10 protein-coding genes are annotated in these 14508 nt (G+C 41.3%); 5 read left to right on the forward strand and 5 right to left on the reverse strand.

Features of this window, described 5'->3' with window-relative positions; genetic code table 11:
• Positions 1-698 precede the first annotated feature (698 nt).
• Complete coding sequence (locus PHF18_RS09135) at positions 699-1280, reverse strand: hypothetical protein (protein WP_300101487.1); 582 nt, start codon at positions 1278-1280, stop codon at positions 699-701.
• Positions 1281-1454: 174 nt separating this feature from the next.
• Complete coding sequence (locus PHF18_RS09140; protein WP_300101490.1) at positions 1455-3476, reverse strand: S-layer protein domain-containing protein; 2022 nt, start codon at positions 3474-3476, stop codon at positions 1455-1457.
• Positions 3477-4506: 1030 nt separating this feature from the next.
• On the opposite strand from PHF18_RS09140, the gene PHF18_RS09145 reads away from it, so the two are divergent.
• The 5 genes from PHF18_RS09145 (at position 4507) to PHF18_RS09165 (ending at position 11640) form a co-directional block, all read left to right on the forward strand.
• Complete coding sequence (locus tag PHF18_RS09145) at positions 4507-5082, forward strand: hypothetical protein (RefSeq protein ID WP_300101493.1); 576 nt, start codon at positions 4507-4509, stop codon at positions 5080-5082.
• Between the two features lie 454 nt (positions 5083-5536).
• On the forward strand, positions 5537-7180 hold the full coding sequence (locus tag PHF18_RS09150; protein ID WP_300101496.1) for a tRNA uridine(34) 5-carboxymethylaminomethyl modification radical SAM/GNAT enzyme Elp3: 1644 nt from the start codon (positions 5537-5539) through the stop codon (positions 7178-7180).
• A 1494-nt stretch (positions 7181-8674) separates the two neighbouring features.
• Positions 8675-9070, forward strand: a complete 396-nt coding sequence (locus PHF18_RS09155; RefSeq protein WP_300101499.1) for a DUF1699 family protein — start codon at positions 8675-8677, stop codon at positions 9068-9070.
• A 639-nt stretch (positions 9071-9709) separates the two neighbouring features.
• Entirely contained in the window at positions 9710-10213 is a 504-nt protein-coding gene (locus tag PHF18_RS09160; RefSeq protein WP_300101502.1) for a hypothetical protein, read from the forward strand.
• 32 nt (positions 10214-10245) lie between these two features.
• Entirely contained in the window at positions 10246-11640 is a 1395-nt protein-coding gene (locus tag PHF18_RS09165) for a DHH family phosphoesterase (protein ID WP_300101505.1), read from the forward strand.
• Positions 11641-11757: 117 nt separating this feature from the next.
• Here the strand turns inward: PHF18_RS09165 and nrpRII are convergent, their stop codons facing one another.
• From nrpRII to PHF18_RS09180, 3 genes are all read right to left on the reverse strand, one after another.
• Positions 11758-12516 carry a global nitrogen regulator NrpRII gene (nrpRII, locus tag PHF18_RS09170; protein ID WP_300101508.1) on the reverse strand — a complete coding sequence of 253 codons (759 nt, stop codon included), beginning with the start codon at positions 12514-12516 and terminating at the stop codon, positions 11758-11760.
• Positions 12517-12737: 221 nt separating this feature from the next.
• Positions 12738-13478, reverse strand: a complete 741-nt coding sequence (locus PHF18_RS09175; protein WP_300101511.1) for a glucose-6-phosphate isomerase family protein — start codon at positions 13476-13478, stop codon at positions 12738-12740.
• Positions 13479-13703: 225 nt separating this feature from the next.
• Positions 13704-14453, reverse strand: a complete 750-nt coding sequence (locus tag PHF18_RS09180) for a ribonuclease H-like domain-containing protein (RefSeq protein ID WP_300101513.1) — start codon at positions 14451-14453, stop codon at positions 13704-13706.
• Between the last annotated feature and the right edge of the window lie 55 nt (positions 14454-14508).

The raw sequence follows: 14508 nt of genomic DNA on the forward strand, positions 1-14508 counted from the left end.
TTGCTCAGGGGACTAAATTATGGATGTTTATGGATATTTATGGATGTTTATGGATGTTTATGGATGTTAATACTGAACTGCGCTCAAGAGGACGAAATTAGATATTTCTGACCCGTGCAACCTTATTCGCTGTACCGTGTCGTTTTTGTCACGCTCGACGCAGGAGAGCGGCTTTCAGATAAAAAAAGAAGAGAAGAGAAGAGAAGATAAAACAAAAAAGGAGAAGAAGATAGAAAAGAAGGAAACTTGAAAGTTAAATTGCTGATGATGTCCTTGAGTTAGAAAGAGAGCACAACAGGTCAAAGCGACAGAAATTTCAGTCTCATTTCTCGTTCAAATCTTCGGTCTGATTTCTATTTAAAATCTGTATTGTTTTCTGCTTTTTTTGCAGAGCCGCCAGACAGGCTGGCGGAGGCGCTTATATCTATATGTGAATTAAAATAAGGTTTCTGGGGTTAGGGAAAATATTCTTAGGACAGGGGAGAAGGTTCAGATTTCTGTTTCTCCTGGTAGCAGGAGGAATTCGTCGGTTACTATTTTGCGTTGCAGGCCAGACAGGTTCAGCCCTTCAAGGAGTAGAACAGAAAAACAAAAGATTTCATCTTTGAAGATTCAAAATATCAACCGATAAATCCGGAACCGCCAACTTTATGAAAAAAAGGAAAAAAGCTGAAAGGTGTCAGCTCTACTGAAAGAAATCAGTATCCTGTTGCTTCTGCAAGCTGCCTTATAGGAGCTTCTTCAGCAGTATTTCCGAAAACTACTATCACATAGTTTTCATTGCTCCAGATATAGGAGTATCTGGAAACGGTTTTTCCTCCGGCTGTAATGTACTCGGTAATTTTCACAGCGGAGTGTCCGTTAAAGGACTCATCCGTAAAACGGGAGCCACTGTTTAGTGGGGGGAAAGAAGACTTGTATGCAGTGATGAAATTATTTGCAGCTTCCTTATCTTCAAGCCCGATCACATCTATGTGATATTCAGTTTTGTTAGAGTCTTTGTAGATCCCTTCGGATCCTTCAAGGATCCCTGAGACATTTTCAGCTTTATAACCACTTTTAATCTCATCTGTGGAAAGAGGAATGGTATCAATGTACTCAAAGCCTGCTGGAAGGGTTTCAAGCGTGCTTATTCCAGCTACATCTTCATCAGAAATTGCGTTTGTTTCCGGATTGCCCGAATCTGTCCCGTTAACTGCAGGGGTGTTGTTATCCACGCAGCCTGAAAACGCGATCATCAAAACCGCAAACACAGATATTAAAGCTATACTTTTTTTCATAAAATTTCACCTTGATCTGTAAAACCCTGAAAAACATGGTTTAAAGAATCAGGATTTCAGAATTAAAAGGAATCGTCAGAACTAGGAAATCTGCAAATAAAAAGTTATCTGCAAAAAAAAACCAAAAAAGAATTGAAAGAGAGAAGGGTTAAGAAAACCCTTCACTCAGAAAATTTAGTTGTTTCTCCTGACGAGGTATACAACTGCAAGGAGACCGACAAGGCCAAGGACAACTCCGAATCCAGGAGTGTCTGCTGGTGCTTCTTCGGTTGTTGTTTCGCCGGTATCATTTGTACCTTCGGTTGCAGTAACTTCGCCTTCGGCTGGAGTTACTCCTTCGGCTGGGGTTGTTGCCTCAGTCATATTATCATCTGAAGGAGTCTCGGTCCCGGTTGGAGTTTCTGTTACAACTACGCCTTCGTCTCCGATGGTCTTCTCAACGTATGGGTAGTACCTGAGAGCGCTAGAAGCGGTGTCAGCGATCTTGAAGTACATGCCCTCGCCGATTTCTTCATCGGAGTCTCTGGTCAGAGTGAATGTGTTGTCATTGGTGATAGAAAGGGTGTCACCGTTGATGTTCACATTGTTGAGTTCTCCGAATTCGTCGTCAGACTCGATGGTCATTGCGTTTGCGTAGTCAATGAGCCAGAGACCTTCGATCTGGGCAATACTGTCGACTGCGCCCTGGAAGACCTGGTTGACATGGACTCTGAGGACAACGACATTGTCTTCGCCCTGGATATCATCAAGTTCGACTTCCCAGGTGTTGGTGCCAGTGTCGACCGAGATGATTTCATCATCTACGAATTCCCCGTCCTTGGTTAATTCGAGCCAGACTTTCTTCCCGTCAACATCGACCTGCTTGGCTTCAATAGAGTAGCCTTCGCCGAGGTCAAGGAGTTCGCCGGTTCTGATGGTGTATTTGTCGTCGCTGTCAAGGATGAGCTTTGCAAGCTTGTCAGCTTTGTCAGCGTTGAGTGGGATGTATTCTTCTGCAAAGAAGCCGATAACAGGGTACTGATCCCAGCCTTCGGATGGCGCAGAATACTCGTAGTCAACGTTCTCGATGGTGGTCGCATACTCGAGACCGTTTTCACCAATCACGTTTCCGTTAACATTAGAGACTTTGAGGGTTTCTGTGGCGACGTCGTCATTGAGGTCATAGTAGAAACCTGCAAAGTTGGTTGCATTCCAGGTGAAGTCATCTGTTCCAGATGCGACCTGTCCTCTGATTTCATAGGTGCCGGGCTCTGTGATTTCCTTCATGACATAGAACCTGAGCTGGTTGGAGCTGGTGTCAGCGGTCTTGAAGTACATTCCCTTAGCGATTAAGTCTGAATCATCCCTGTTCAGGGTAAAGGTGTCTGCATTGGTGATGGTAAGTGTGTCACCATTGATGGAAACGTCATCGAGGTTATCGAATTCATCGTCAGACTCAATGGTCATTGCGTTTGCATAGTCAATGAGCCAGACACCTTCGATCTGGGCAATACTGTCGACTGCGCCCTGGAAGACCTGGTTTACATGGACTCTGAGGACAATGACATTGTCTTCGCCCTGGATGTCATCAAGTTCGACTTCCCAGGTGTTGTCTACAGCGTTAGCAGATGTAACTGAGATGATTTCGTCGTCTACAAATTCTCCGTCCTTGGTTAATTCGAGCCAGACTTTTGCACCGTCAACATCGACCTGCTTGGCTTCGATAGAGTAGCCTTCGCCGAGGTCAAGGAGTTCGCCGGTTCTGATGGTGTACTTGTCATCGCTGTCAAGTACAAGCTTTGCAAGCTTGTCAGCTTTGTCGGGGTTGAGTGGGATGTACTTGTCTGCAAAGAAACCGAGGAGGCTGTAGTTGCTCCATCCAGCAGCTGCATTTTCATACGTGTATTTAACAGGCTGAATGGTTGTCTTATAGACAATACCGCCTTCTCCAATGACATTGCCAGTAGTGTCGGCTTTGTCTACAATGGAAAGGGTTTCGGTTGTCACGTCATCGTCAATGTCATAGTAGAATGCTGCAAACTGAGTTGCATCTACTGTAAGGGTAGTACCGTCACCATATGTATCAATAATGGTGTCGATATTAGAGCCATTCCACACTGGACCACGGATCTCAATTACGTCTGCTGCACTTGCGGCGGATGCAAATACAGTGAGAAGCATGAGAGCAGCCAGTGATAATGCTGCAAATCTCTTCATATTATTGTTTCCTCCATGTTTGTTAAGATATATCGTATGTAAGAAGAAGTGTCGGGATCAAACACTTAAAGGGTTTCACCATTCTTCACCAAATCAGACGTAGTTATTTCGTCGATTGCCGAAGAGGACTTCATTCCCTCCTTATCCCTCTAAATTGGATTACAAGTGTTCTATAAAATAATTGCATTATTAAATCTTTTGTGGTCTATTTCATGGGAATTAGAGAAGAAAAGCGCAAAACAACGATACAAATAACGGTAAATGTCGAAAGAACCCGAGCAGAATATTCGTCAGAGGTTAACAGAGAAGATGAATTAGAAATACTTATAATATACTATAGAAAAAAGGTAATGTGTTTAGAGAGATGTGACTAAATAATTTTAAACAATACTAATTTTAAAAACCCATTATGTAAACCCCCATTTATTCGATGTTGATCTATTTTGAAAACCTCTTAAATCAGGAAAAATGTTCGGTACTTCGTACATGCCACCCTTTTCTTAACAGCATAACCGGAGCAGAGCATAATTATTCCAACAATCGGAATACATTTTAGATAATACGTTGGCCGGCATCTTCCAGAAAGAAATTCTGCTTGAATACTCCACAATATAGCTGATTTAGACATGTACTCTGTTACTGAGCGCACCGGACGGCAGGATAAGTACCAGCTTAGAAATTAGTCAGGTAAAGCTGGCAAATTTAGATAATTCTGGGTTAAAAGGAAAATAAACTTTTGAAACAATTCAGTTATTTATCACACCGACTTTTATTATTTTTATAACAATAAAAGTAAAACATTGTATATTTTACACGGTGTACAACATATTAAACGGCATATTAGAAATTGACGATATAAGATAGGAAATATAAAATAAGTAGAATATATAACAGAAAAGAGTATAAAAAGAATCTAAAGAAAGTATTCCCTGAAGATAAGGCACTCAGATATAATACAGATACTATATAAGATCATATTTTATACCTGAACAATGCAACATAGGATTAAAAACAACATGGGGTATCAGCTTTGGAATGCCAAGATATTATCCAGAATGTCCTCTGCAGGATTAAAGCCATCAAAGGCGTGGAAGATACATACATTTTGAATGAAGAAGATAAGGAAAAAATATTTGCTCTCGAGAAAAAAGCCGAAGGTGCAGTCTTGATGGGCATGGGAGTCGGCGATAACCGGGGAATAAAAGAGGTTTTCAAACGCCAGGTAATCATAGCCTTTACAACCAATATGGACTACGTCTGGCCTGAAGGACCAAATGTAATTCTAATGCAGCATGGGGAAAAAGTAGGTGAGGATGTCTATGACCCCGAAAAACTTGAAGAGTGTAAAAAGTGCAAGGATATGATGGTGATGGGAAATTTTGTAATTTACAGAAGTGCAGTGCCAAAGCCTCATATCGCAAAAAAAGAGCCGATCACTGTTGTACTCCCCCCCCAGGGTTGTAAAGAAGTAGATTGTGTGAGCAACGTGGCTAATACCGTACTTGCGTCCCCTTCCACCCCTTCAGACGAGTACATCAGATCTGTAATGGGCCTCGAGCCGCTGGTAGGGCAAGGGACTTTTATCATCGGATTCGACATCTGCTGATCAACCGGGATCTGTAGATGGTCACAAAAGCAAATTAATGTCCGGAAAAACAATCAAGCACACTATACAGACATGCCGGAAAGATGGCTCATCCGTCATTATGCATGTACTATACTCAACGTTGTATCTATAGATATTACTCAATGTCTTATCTATAGATATAATATAATACAATAACAAAAACAATACAACAGCTAAAATTGAGTGTGCTATACAATACAAAGGAAAATTCAACAAACGATCTATAGCATAAAGATCGAAAATTATCTTTTTTTAGAGAGATGCAGCAGCAGGTTTCAAATAAAGCAAATTTAGGAAGATTCAGACTAACGAAAATTTAAAGAATCCGACTGAAGGGAATTCCATTACTTAGAAATCAGTCTCAAACCCCTTTTATCTGAAACTGCTGCCGAAATAAATAGCCGGGAATAAATGCCGGAAAGACGGAATAAAAATGAAGGAAGCTGATTATAACAGGGCCTGCAGGAGTGTCCTTGAAAAAGTACTTGCCGGCGAAATAAAAGACGAAGCCCAGTTGAACAAAGTAAAAAAAGATGTGAGTAAGCTACATCATCTTGCCAGCCTGCCCAGAAATGGAGATATTATTATGCAGGGTACACCTGAGGAGCGGGCTCAAATAAAAGAGTTCCTCAGGCGAAAACCCGTAAGGACAATTTCCGGAGTTGCGGTAATTGCTGTAATGACCTCTCCTGCCCCATGCCCTCACGGAGTTTGCCTGCCCTGCCCCGGCGGTCCCAATTCAGCATTTAAATCCCCTCAAAGCTACATGGGAAGAGAACCTGCAGCAATGAGAGCCATTCAACACGAGTTCGACCCTTACGCCCAGGTTCAGTCCAGGCTATCTCAGCTAAGGGAAATAGGCCACGATGTGGAGAAGGTGGAGCTGATAGTTATGGGAGGCACATTTTCAGCACGCAGCCTCGACTATCAGGAATGGTTTAGTAAACGCTGCCTTGAAGCAATGAACGATCTCACAGGCACTGAATGGAGGGATAATGCATGGAAAATCGGAAAATCAGTCCCTTACATTCCACTTGAAGAAGTTCAGAAAGCTAACGAAATAGCTGAGATCCGTAACGTAGGAATAACATTTGAGACACGTCCCGACTGGGCAAAAGAAGAACATGTGGATGAGTTCCTCAGGCTTGGAGGAACAAAGGTTGAACTTGGAGTTCAGAATGTTTATGACTTTGTCTTAACCAGAATGCAGAGAGGACATGGAGTTGCAGAAATTGTCAGAGCCAACCGGGTTTTAAGAGACAGCGCATTTAAGGTAGGCTTCCATATGATGCCCCACCTCCCTGGAGCAGATTCTGAACTCGATCTGAGAGGGTTTAAAAAGCTCTTTGAAGATCCGCGTTTCATGCCGGATTACCTCAAAATCTATCCAACCCTTGTGACTGAAGGCACAGCTCTACACAGGATGTGGGAGGCCGGAGAATATCAGGCACTTTCCGACGAAGAGGCTGCAGAACTTGTTGCAGACATAAAAGCTATCCTGCCTAAATGGGTAAGACTCCAGCGCGTCCAGCGTGACATTCCCGCCAATCAAATCTTTGCGGGCGTCAGAAAGAGTAACCTCCGACAGCTTGCAGAGGAAAAACTCAGGGAAAAAGGAGGAAAATGCCACTGTATACGCTGCAGGGAAGTTGGGCACAATAGCCTAAAAGGGAGAGAGATAAACGAGAAAGATGTAGAGCTTACCATAGAAACTTACGAAGCCTGTAACGGCACAGAACATTTCATTGCTTTTGAGGACCTTTCGGCAGATGTCCTGATAGGTTTTACGCGTTTGCGCTTTCCGGCTGCCCCCCACCGCCAGGAACTGCAGGACTCCGCCCTTATAAGAGAACTGCATGTTTACGGCTCCATGGTACCCGTAGGAAAAGGAGCAAGACAAAAGGAATGGCAGCACCGGGGCTATGGAAAAGAACTTATTGAGCACGCTGAAAAAACTGCATATGAGTCAGGCTACGGGAAACTTGCAATAATAAGTGGAATAGGTGCCAGGGAATACTACAGAAAACTCGGGTATACTCTCGACGGATTTTATATGTCAAAAACTCTGAAGGGCTAAAAAATTGTTCTTTCCACTAATACACCTTAAATTGAGTTTTCCAACCCGATAATTTACACACCCTTTCGGGTTCTGGAACCTCCCCAAATTTAAGGGAGTCCTTAAAAGTCCTGCTTGAAATTGCTCTCAGAGAGACTTTTTGACACTATATTTGCTTTTTTAGCACCTATCGAATTATACTACCAGGAACGCCAGCTCAAGTACCTGCAGCATTCTCCACCCCACTCTTTCGATCTCAAGAGCCTGCTTCCTCCCCAACTGTTTTTTTTCAACTCCAATTTAAACTCCTTTTAGATTCCGTCTCATCTTTAAGTTACCTTTCATGCCAAATATTAATTGCCTGACCACTTGCTCCTGACAATTCATTTCAGATTTGGGGTTCAGGAAAAAGGGAGAGAAGAGGAATGTATATAAAAATAGATAGTTAAAAACATATTAATAAATATTATTAATATAAAATTGATACATTTTAAGATTAGTGATTGAGTTGAAGGGGGATCGGTTTGGGTCTAGAGGATCTAGAAAGATAGAGGAAAGGGGCTAAAACTTCAATAAGCAAGCCAATAAAAAAAAGCGAATAAAATTAGTTATCATGAGTTTTCCTTTATACAAAACCATTTATATATTAAAGATATAAGGTTGACTAAATATAATTAATGTAAAAATATAAATAGTACTGTGTAAATAAAGTAAGTAAACTGAATAATAATATTAAAGCGCAAGTTAAAATTTCTGCGTGAGTATATTTAATAAAAAAGGGAGTAGAGGGGCCATTATAAAAAGAATCCAGTTTAAGCATTAATTTTGATAATTAATAAAATTTATATATAATATAAAAGATATAATAACGAGCGAGTATTTTGTCTGAAGTATCTAAAAGATATGGAAAAAGGGACTGCAACAAAGACCTGTTTAACTGAAATCCCTATCCATCGCATTCGAATCAACATGTTTCACAGGGAAGATTTGCAGAAAAATGTTAAATAGTATGTTATAATATCGTATACATTCCTTTACGAATTGTACAAAAATATTTGCATCCTGTACGAAAAAAATAAAAATCTCAAATTTTGGTTTCGGGAAAAATACTCTTTAATTAAGGAAAAAGAGTGCTGGTCAATTAGAAGTAAATTTGCAATAGATATACTTAAAAAACCTGAGAACTAAAAAAATATAAAAACTGAAGCATGCGGTTATTAAGAGATCTAATTTCAGGAATAAATTTGTGATTAAAATAAAATTAAAAAAACATTCATAAAAAAATAAATATTATGAATCATTAACATAATAAAAAACGTAATATATAAAATCCGAAAAACCACTCAGGTTTTTGAATTTAAAAGATAAAAACAAACTTTTAATTAAACCTAAGAAACCTAAAAAACCCTAAATTAAACATAAGAAACCCTAAATTAAACATAAGAAACCCTAAATTAAACCCTAAATTAAACCCTAAAACAAACTCTAAAAAACCTGGAAAGAGCGGTGATAAAAATGAAAATTAGAGTTGTAAGCTCAAAAGAAGAAATTGACACTTTAAACCTCAATGAGGAAATTGTCCATCTCGCATTCAGACCATCCAACAAGGACATATTTAAACTCATTCTGAAGTGTCCAGAAGTAAAAGCGATCCACATCCCTAGCTCATACAAGAGAACGATTTCCAGTTCTGCACAGATGTATCTATCGATGCAGAACATTGCTTTGCTTGAAGGCGATGTGTGGGGCCACAGAAAAGACATCAACGAATATTCCGAAGTATCCCAACATGTATTTGACCGTATAAAAGAACTGAAAGAAGAAGGTCTTTCTGACGAAGACACTATAGAAAAACTTGTAAGGGAAACAAGGCTCAGCCCAGAGTTTGTAACCTTTATCATATCAAATTGAAATAAAATTCTAAAAAAACCGATCAGAATCCTGATCGGTCTTCATTCTCCCGCAAAATTCTTTGCATAAACTTTTTTTAAATTTATATACATAGGTTCTGAACCAACTCTTATAAGTTCCAGATCTGATTCAGGAAAAATGTATTGGAAAACGTGTCTCTCGGAATTAATGAATTAAAGAGTTCCAGTCACCAGCAAGCTTTTAAAGAAAACTATCCTTCTGAATAAAAATGTCTTTTAAAAATAACAATTAGATGTAATTAGATATTTTCCCTTACAGGAACCCTATTTCATACATCAGCACATCTTAGCCTGCCAGTGACACAAGAATAGTATTGATGTCGGAATATTATTGAGCCTGATATGCATTACTTTTGTCAGCACACGACCTGTCACATCTTTACTCTTTCCAGAAACTTACCCTAAACCCACATACCTGTCGTCGGTATTCATTACCTGTGCCGCCGACATTCATAATCTGTTGTCTGCGTGCATTTATCTGTGCTACCGACATTCATTATCTGTTTCTCGTCTGCATCATCTTTGCTATTCGAAAGAAAATAGAAAATAAACCAGGACATTGCCCTTATGTTTTAATAAAAAGTTTAAATAAAATAGAGAAAAACAGGAGACGGATTTTATGACCGATTTTGAACATGTGCTTGTAAACTCATTTAACGCATACATTGAGGAAAAAGGCATAAGAGCCATCTCCTATCGGCTTAAGCAGCACAGGTTTACTTCTCAGTTCCTTGACGTGCTTGTAGATTCCCTTGACCCGGACCTGTACCTGGGAATCGAATGTAAAAGTATCTCTGTGGAGAAAGGAGCAAATGCACTTTACTTCACCCAGCATTTTACTGTAGACAAAAAAGGCATCCATCAAATAGACAGGATTTCAGACTACCTTAATAGATCGGGAAGAAGGGGATTCCTTGCAGTGGAGCTTCGCCTCGGGACAGGCCACGACAGGGAAGCATATATGGTCCCCTGGGAAGAACTGGAAAAGAGTTATCATACAAAAAATCTAAAATTAACAGTACAGGAAATCCGAAATTTTCCGGAAATGAAAAGAGATGGAAAAAATTACATTATAAACCCTAAAGAATGGGGGAGAAAAAATCGCTGGGAAAAAGACAGTTAAACTGAAGCTAGCAGAGAATCTCGGAGAAATTAATGACTGAAATTATGGAAGCATTTAGAAAAGAAGCAGGAAGATGTGCCGAAGAGATAAGAAAACACAGGTCAGTGCACGTAGTATCTCATATAGATGCAGACGGACTGACTTCTGCGGGGATTATCTGCACAGCTCTTGAACGGGGAAATATCGAATATACAGCACGTTTTGTAAAGCAACTCGATGAAAAAGTCCTTGACACTATCGCAAACGAAAACCCTGAGTTTGTAATTTTTACGGACCTCGGGAGCGGGATGTGCGAACATATAAAATCCCGCGGGATCAATGCTGTTGTCTCAGACCATCACCAGCCTCAGGGTACTCTGGAGTTTCACCTCAACCCACACCTTTTTGGGGCAAACGGTTCTTACGAGCTGAGCGGTTCGGGAACAACTTACCTTCTGGCTTCAGCCCTCGGAAATAACATAGACCTTTCCCCACTTGCCATAGTAGGGGCTGTAGGGGATATGCAACACCTGAAAATGGGGCAGCTTGTAGGGATTAACAGGGAGATTCTGGAGGAAGGAGTAAGGGGAGGGCACCTCGAGTTCAAAAAAGACCTGACTCTTTTCGGAAAGCAGACCCGCCCAATCTACAAACTTCTACAGTACTCTTCTGACCCTTACCTTCCCGGACTTACCGGAAATGAAGAAGCTTGCATAGAATTCCTTCATTCCCTGAATATTCGCTACAGCCAGGATGAGCGCTGGAGACGCTGGATAGACCTCGAGGTTTCGGAAAAACAAAAAATGGTCTCAGGGCTTTTCCAGTACTGCCTTAAATCAGGGATACCGGCATACAAGATTGAGCGCCTTATAGGCGAGGTGTATGTCCTTCTCAAAGAAAGGGAAGGTACGGAAATGAGAGACGCATCAGAGTTTTCCACTCTTCTCAATGCTACTGCCCGGTATGACCATGCTGACATCGGGCTTGCAGTCTGTATGGGAGACAGGGAAAACGCCTACGAAGATGCCAAAAAACTGCTTGCCGAACACAGGCAAAACCTCGTTAACGGGCTTATGTACGTGAAAGAGAATGGGGTTACTCAGCTTGAGAACATCCAGTACTTTGATGCAGGTTCTCAGATAAAGGAAACCATTGTAGGAATAATTGCAGGAATGAGTTCCACAATAGTTAAAAACAGAAATCTTCCGATTATTGCCTTTGCAAAAACAGAGGGAGGAATTAAGGTCTCGGCAAGAGGAACACAGGACCTGATCCGCAGAGGAGTAAACCTATCTGAAGCAATGTCAACTGTCTCCGCAGAAGTCGGGGGGGCAGGCGGAGGACACGATATTGCCGCAGGGGCAACCATTCCTGAGAACGTAAAAGAAGAGTTTGCCCGAAAACTTGACCTGTTCATAGGAGAACAGCTTCGACGGAAAGCAAATTAAAAATAATGGAGACAGCCCTCCGGAAATCACACCGGAAAGCCGGATTCTACGAAAAACAAGTTCAAGGCTCAGTGAATGAAGGAAAGGAGTTTCCGGAACAGATGTTACAAGCAGATTTCAGACCAGGTCATCAATCCGGCTCATTTCCTTGAAAGAAATTAACCTTGACATTGCACTTGTGTCTATGGGAATTCCATACTCCTGCACAACAGCCATAGGATTTGTTCCTCCAATGACAACTATTCCAAGGTGGTCTCTCTCAATAGGGACATCCAGAACCCTTGTGTTTGGTTCTCCCACTTCCAGAATTCCGCTGAAGCCTGCGTCCAGAAGGTCAGAAAGGCTGCTTTCAATCGCATCCCTTGCAACCATGGGAGCTTCCCTCAGGTTTGCGAGAACTTTACCGGAACCTGTTCTGAGCATTTCAGATACGGAAGTGATTCCCTGAGACATCAGGACTTCCAGGGGATCTACAGTTGTACTTACATATGTCAGCACATCGGTAAAACGTACAGGGGACCCGTTTCGGATCTGGACAACCCCGCCAAGCTTCGGATTTACAGGAATTCCTGCTTTTAGTAGAACTCCGTCAATAGTTATACTGCAAACCGTCCCGATTCCTACCTTTCCTTTATCAATTGTCAGGTTTCCGATAGATTCCCCTTCGGAAATTACTTTTACGTAAGGGGTCACGGAAAGTCCGCTTGAGATAACCATCTTGAAGATCCCGAGCACATCGTCCAGGTCTTTTTTATCGATAAGCGAGAGATTAAGTATGACGTCTCCATCCATTTTCTTCGGATCAAATGTAGTCCTGTACATGAGATCTCTGATTCGGGATGATGTAAACTGAATACGGTATCCATTTTTTTGCATTTCAACCCTCCTGTAATTGAAAGTATTTAAACCTATTATAAGTTGTGTATTAGTATGGAGAAAAAACATCCTCCCGATTGGCATCAACCCTCTGTCTGTAAGTCCCCTTCCTTGAAGGCTACAATAAAAAAGATAAAAATGAAGGTTTCTCACAGGATTCTTCGGAAAAAAATGTATTAGAATGAGGGATCGTGTACATCGTGAAAAACTCGAGAGCCTTTTCACAGCACTCCCGCTAAGAAGCCCATAAAGTCCTGCGGAGCCGTTAAGAATCTCAGTTTATCAGCTCTATGCACAAGATCATACATGTTTTCCCCGGAAACAAGCCCGAGTTCATCAAAGTTCAGTGGTTTGCTATAACGAATGGGCGGAATATCCCTGTAGAGGGGGTTTTTACCAAAGCCATCTTTAAGAAGGAAATAGGCAGCTCCAGAAAGTCGTTTTATAGGCTCATAGACCGAAGAGAAATCACGGCAAACCCAATTTGCCATCTCAAGAGTCTTTTCTGAAGCGTTTATTGTTACATGCCCGTACCCGGGAGGAACAAGCACCATATCTCCTTTTTCTGCTTTGATGACTGCCACATCCAGAACAATGTCCTCTTCTCCAGGCTCCACTTTCTGCAGCAGATAAGTTGCAGAACCTTCAAGCACCTGGTAAATCTCAGGATAGGAGACATCTGTTCCAGGAACCTGCGGATGGTAATGACCTACGGTTTTAATGAATTCCGACCCAAGCATTCCGGGAGGGATTCTTGTAATATCATATCTGAGGTGGTGGGATTTAATAGTCTCAAGATCAGAATCATTTTTGGCAAGATCCCGGAACATATAATACATGTCCCTATTTCTCTCATCTGCCCTTTCAAACCATTCCCTATCAAACACTACATCTTCCATGTCGTGGAATTTTCTTACATCCGCAACAGTGACTTTATCCCCAAACTTCAGTGTAACTGCCATTGAATTCCCCTTTATATCAGAGCATACAGATAACGTTCAATACCACAGCGAGCCTTTTCATTTACATACAAGATTTACATACAAGATTTTGCCATAAAAGCTAGCAGTGAATCAGTAAGGACAAAATCCAGAAAGGCAATATCGTAGAAGTTATTAACTAACAATATATACCGGTTACTGACATTTCTACTTTTTGGCGAGACCCTATAGGAAAACTGCACTGTTTCACATATTCAAAGCCTTTTCAATCATTTTAGGGTAAGTAAGTTCAATAATAGTTTTCAGATTTACTATATCCTCCCGGTTATATTTAAGAAGCAGGTCCAGAGCTTCCCTGTCACCCTTCTCATAATGTCTCCAGAGCCGGACCGCATCAAATCCGTCCATCCCATCCGTATCTTCACTTCTGCAGATTCCAAGCAGCTTCTCGATATTTTTGAGACCCCCACTGTACCCGATACGCCTGAGCGGATACATCAGGTCGATATGGAGCTGCTTGAATTCGATTTCGGGAAATTCGGATTTTATGAAAGGAATATCAAAGCGAGCTCCGTTAAAGGACACAAGGAGCTTGTATTTTGAAAATTCCTCCACTATGTCACCAAGGTTGATACCCCTTACATACATTTTGGACTCATTCCCGTCATAGATTCCAACAACGGTTATCCTGTCCCTGCTGGGGGAAAGCCCTGTGGTTTCGATATCAAAGAAAGCGACAGAGTCGGAAAACAAAGAATAAGTCCTCCAGTGTTCTGCAGAAGGCAGACGCTGTGAAAAAAAGAAGCAGTCTCTTTCATCCAGATGCTTAGAAGATATCTTTATTTCGTCGCATATTCTGGTTTTCCTTAAAGAAGGAATTGAGATACTGTCTTCCATTTCCAGGAACTCGTCCCAGGTATTTATTCCTGAAGCCCAGATTTTCTGCTCGAGGGCTTTTCCTACGCCCGGAATGTGAATATATGTGTTCTTTAGCATTTTTCCCCTGAACCATTGGAGGTGATCTTTAATAAAAATACTGCATGAGGACTGA

The sequence above is a fragment of the Methanosarcina sp. genome (assembly GCF_028693135.1).
In the GTDB taxonomy this organism is placed as follows: Archaea; Halobacteriota; Methanosarcinia; order Methanosarcinales; family Methanosarcinaceae; genus Methanosarcina.

Excerpts from the sequence above, each read along its gene's own strand:
- PHF18_RS09180 (WP_300101513.1), bottom strand. The coding sequence starts at position 14,453 with ATGCTAAAGAACACATATATTCACATTCCGGGCGTAGGAAAAGCCCTC.
- PHF18_RS09155 (WP_300101499.1), top strand. The coding sequence starts at position 8,675 with ATGAAAATTAGAGTTGTAAGCTCAAAAGAAGAAATTGACACTTTAAAC.
- PHF18_RS09135 (WP_300101487.1), bottom strand. The coding sequence starts at position 1,280 with ATGAAAAAAAGTATAGCTTTAATATCTGTGTTTGCGGTTTTGATGATC.
- PHF18_RS09160 (WP_300101502.1), top strand. The coding sequence starts at position 9,710 with ATGACCGATTTTGAACATGTGCTTGTAAACTCATTTAACGCATACATT.
- PHF18_RS09175 (WP_300101511.1), bottom strand. The coding sequence starts at position 13,478 with ATGGCAGTTACACTGAAGTTTGGGGATAAAGTCACTGTTGCGGATGTA.
- nrpRII (WP_300101508.1), bottom strand. The coding sequence starts at position 12,516 with ATGCAAAAAAATGGATACCGTATTCAGTTTACATCATCCCGAATCAGA.
- PHF18_RS09150 (WP_300101496.1), top strand. The coding sequence starts at position 5,537 with ATGAAGGAAGCTGATTATAACAGGGCCTGCAGGAGTGTCCTTGAAAAA.
- PHF18_RS09140 (WP_300101490.1), bottom strand. The coding sequence starts at position 3,476 with ATGAAGAGATTTGCAGCATTATCACTGGCTGCTCTCATGCTTCTCACT.
- PHF18_RS09165 (WP_300101505.1), top strand. The coding sequence starts at position 10,246 with ATGACTGAAATTATGGAAGCATTTAGAAAAGAAGCAGGAAGATGTGCC.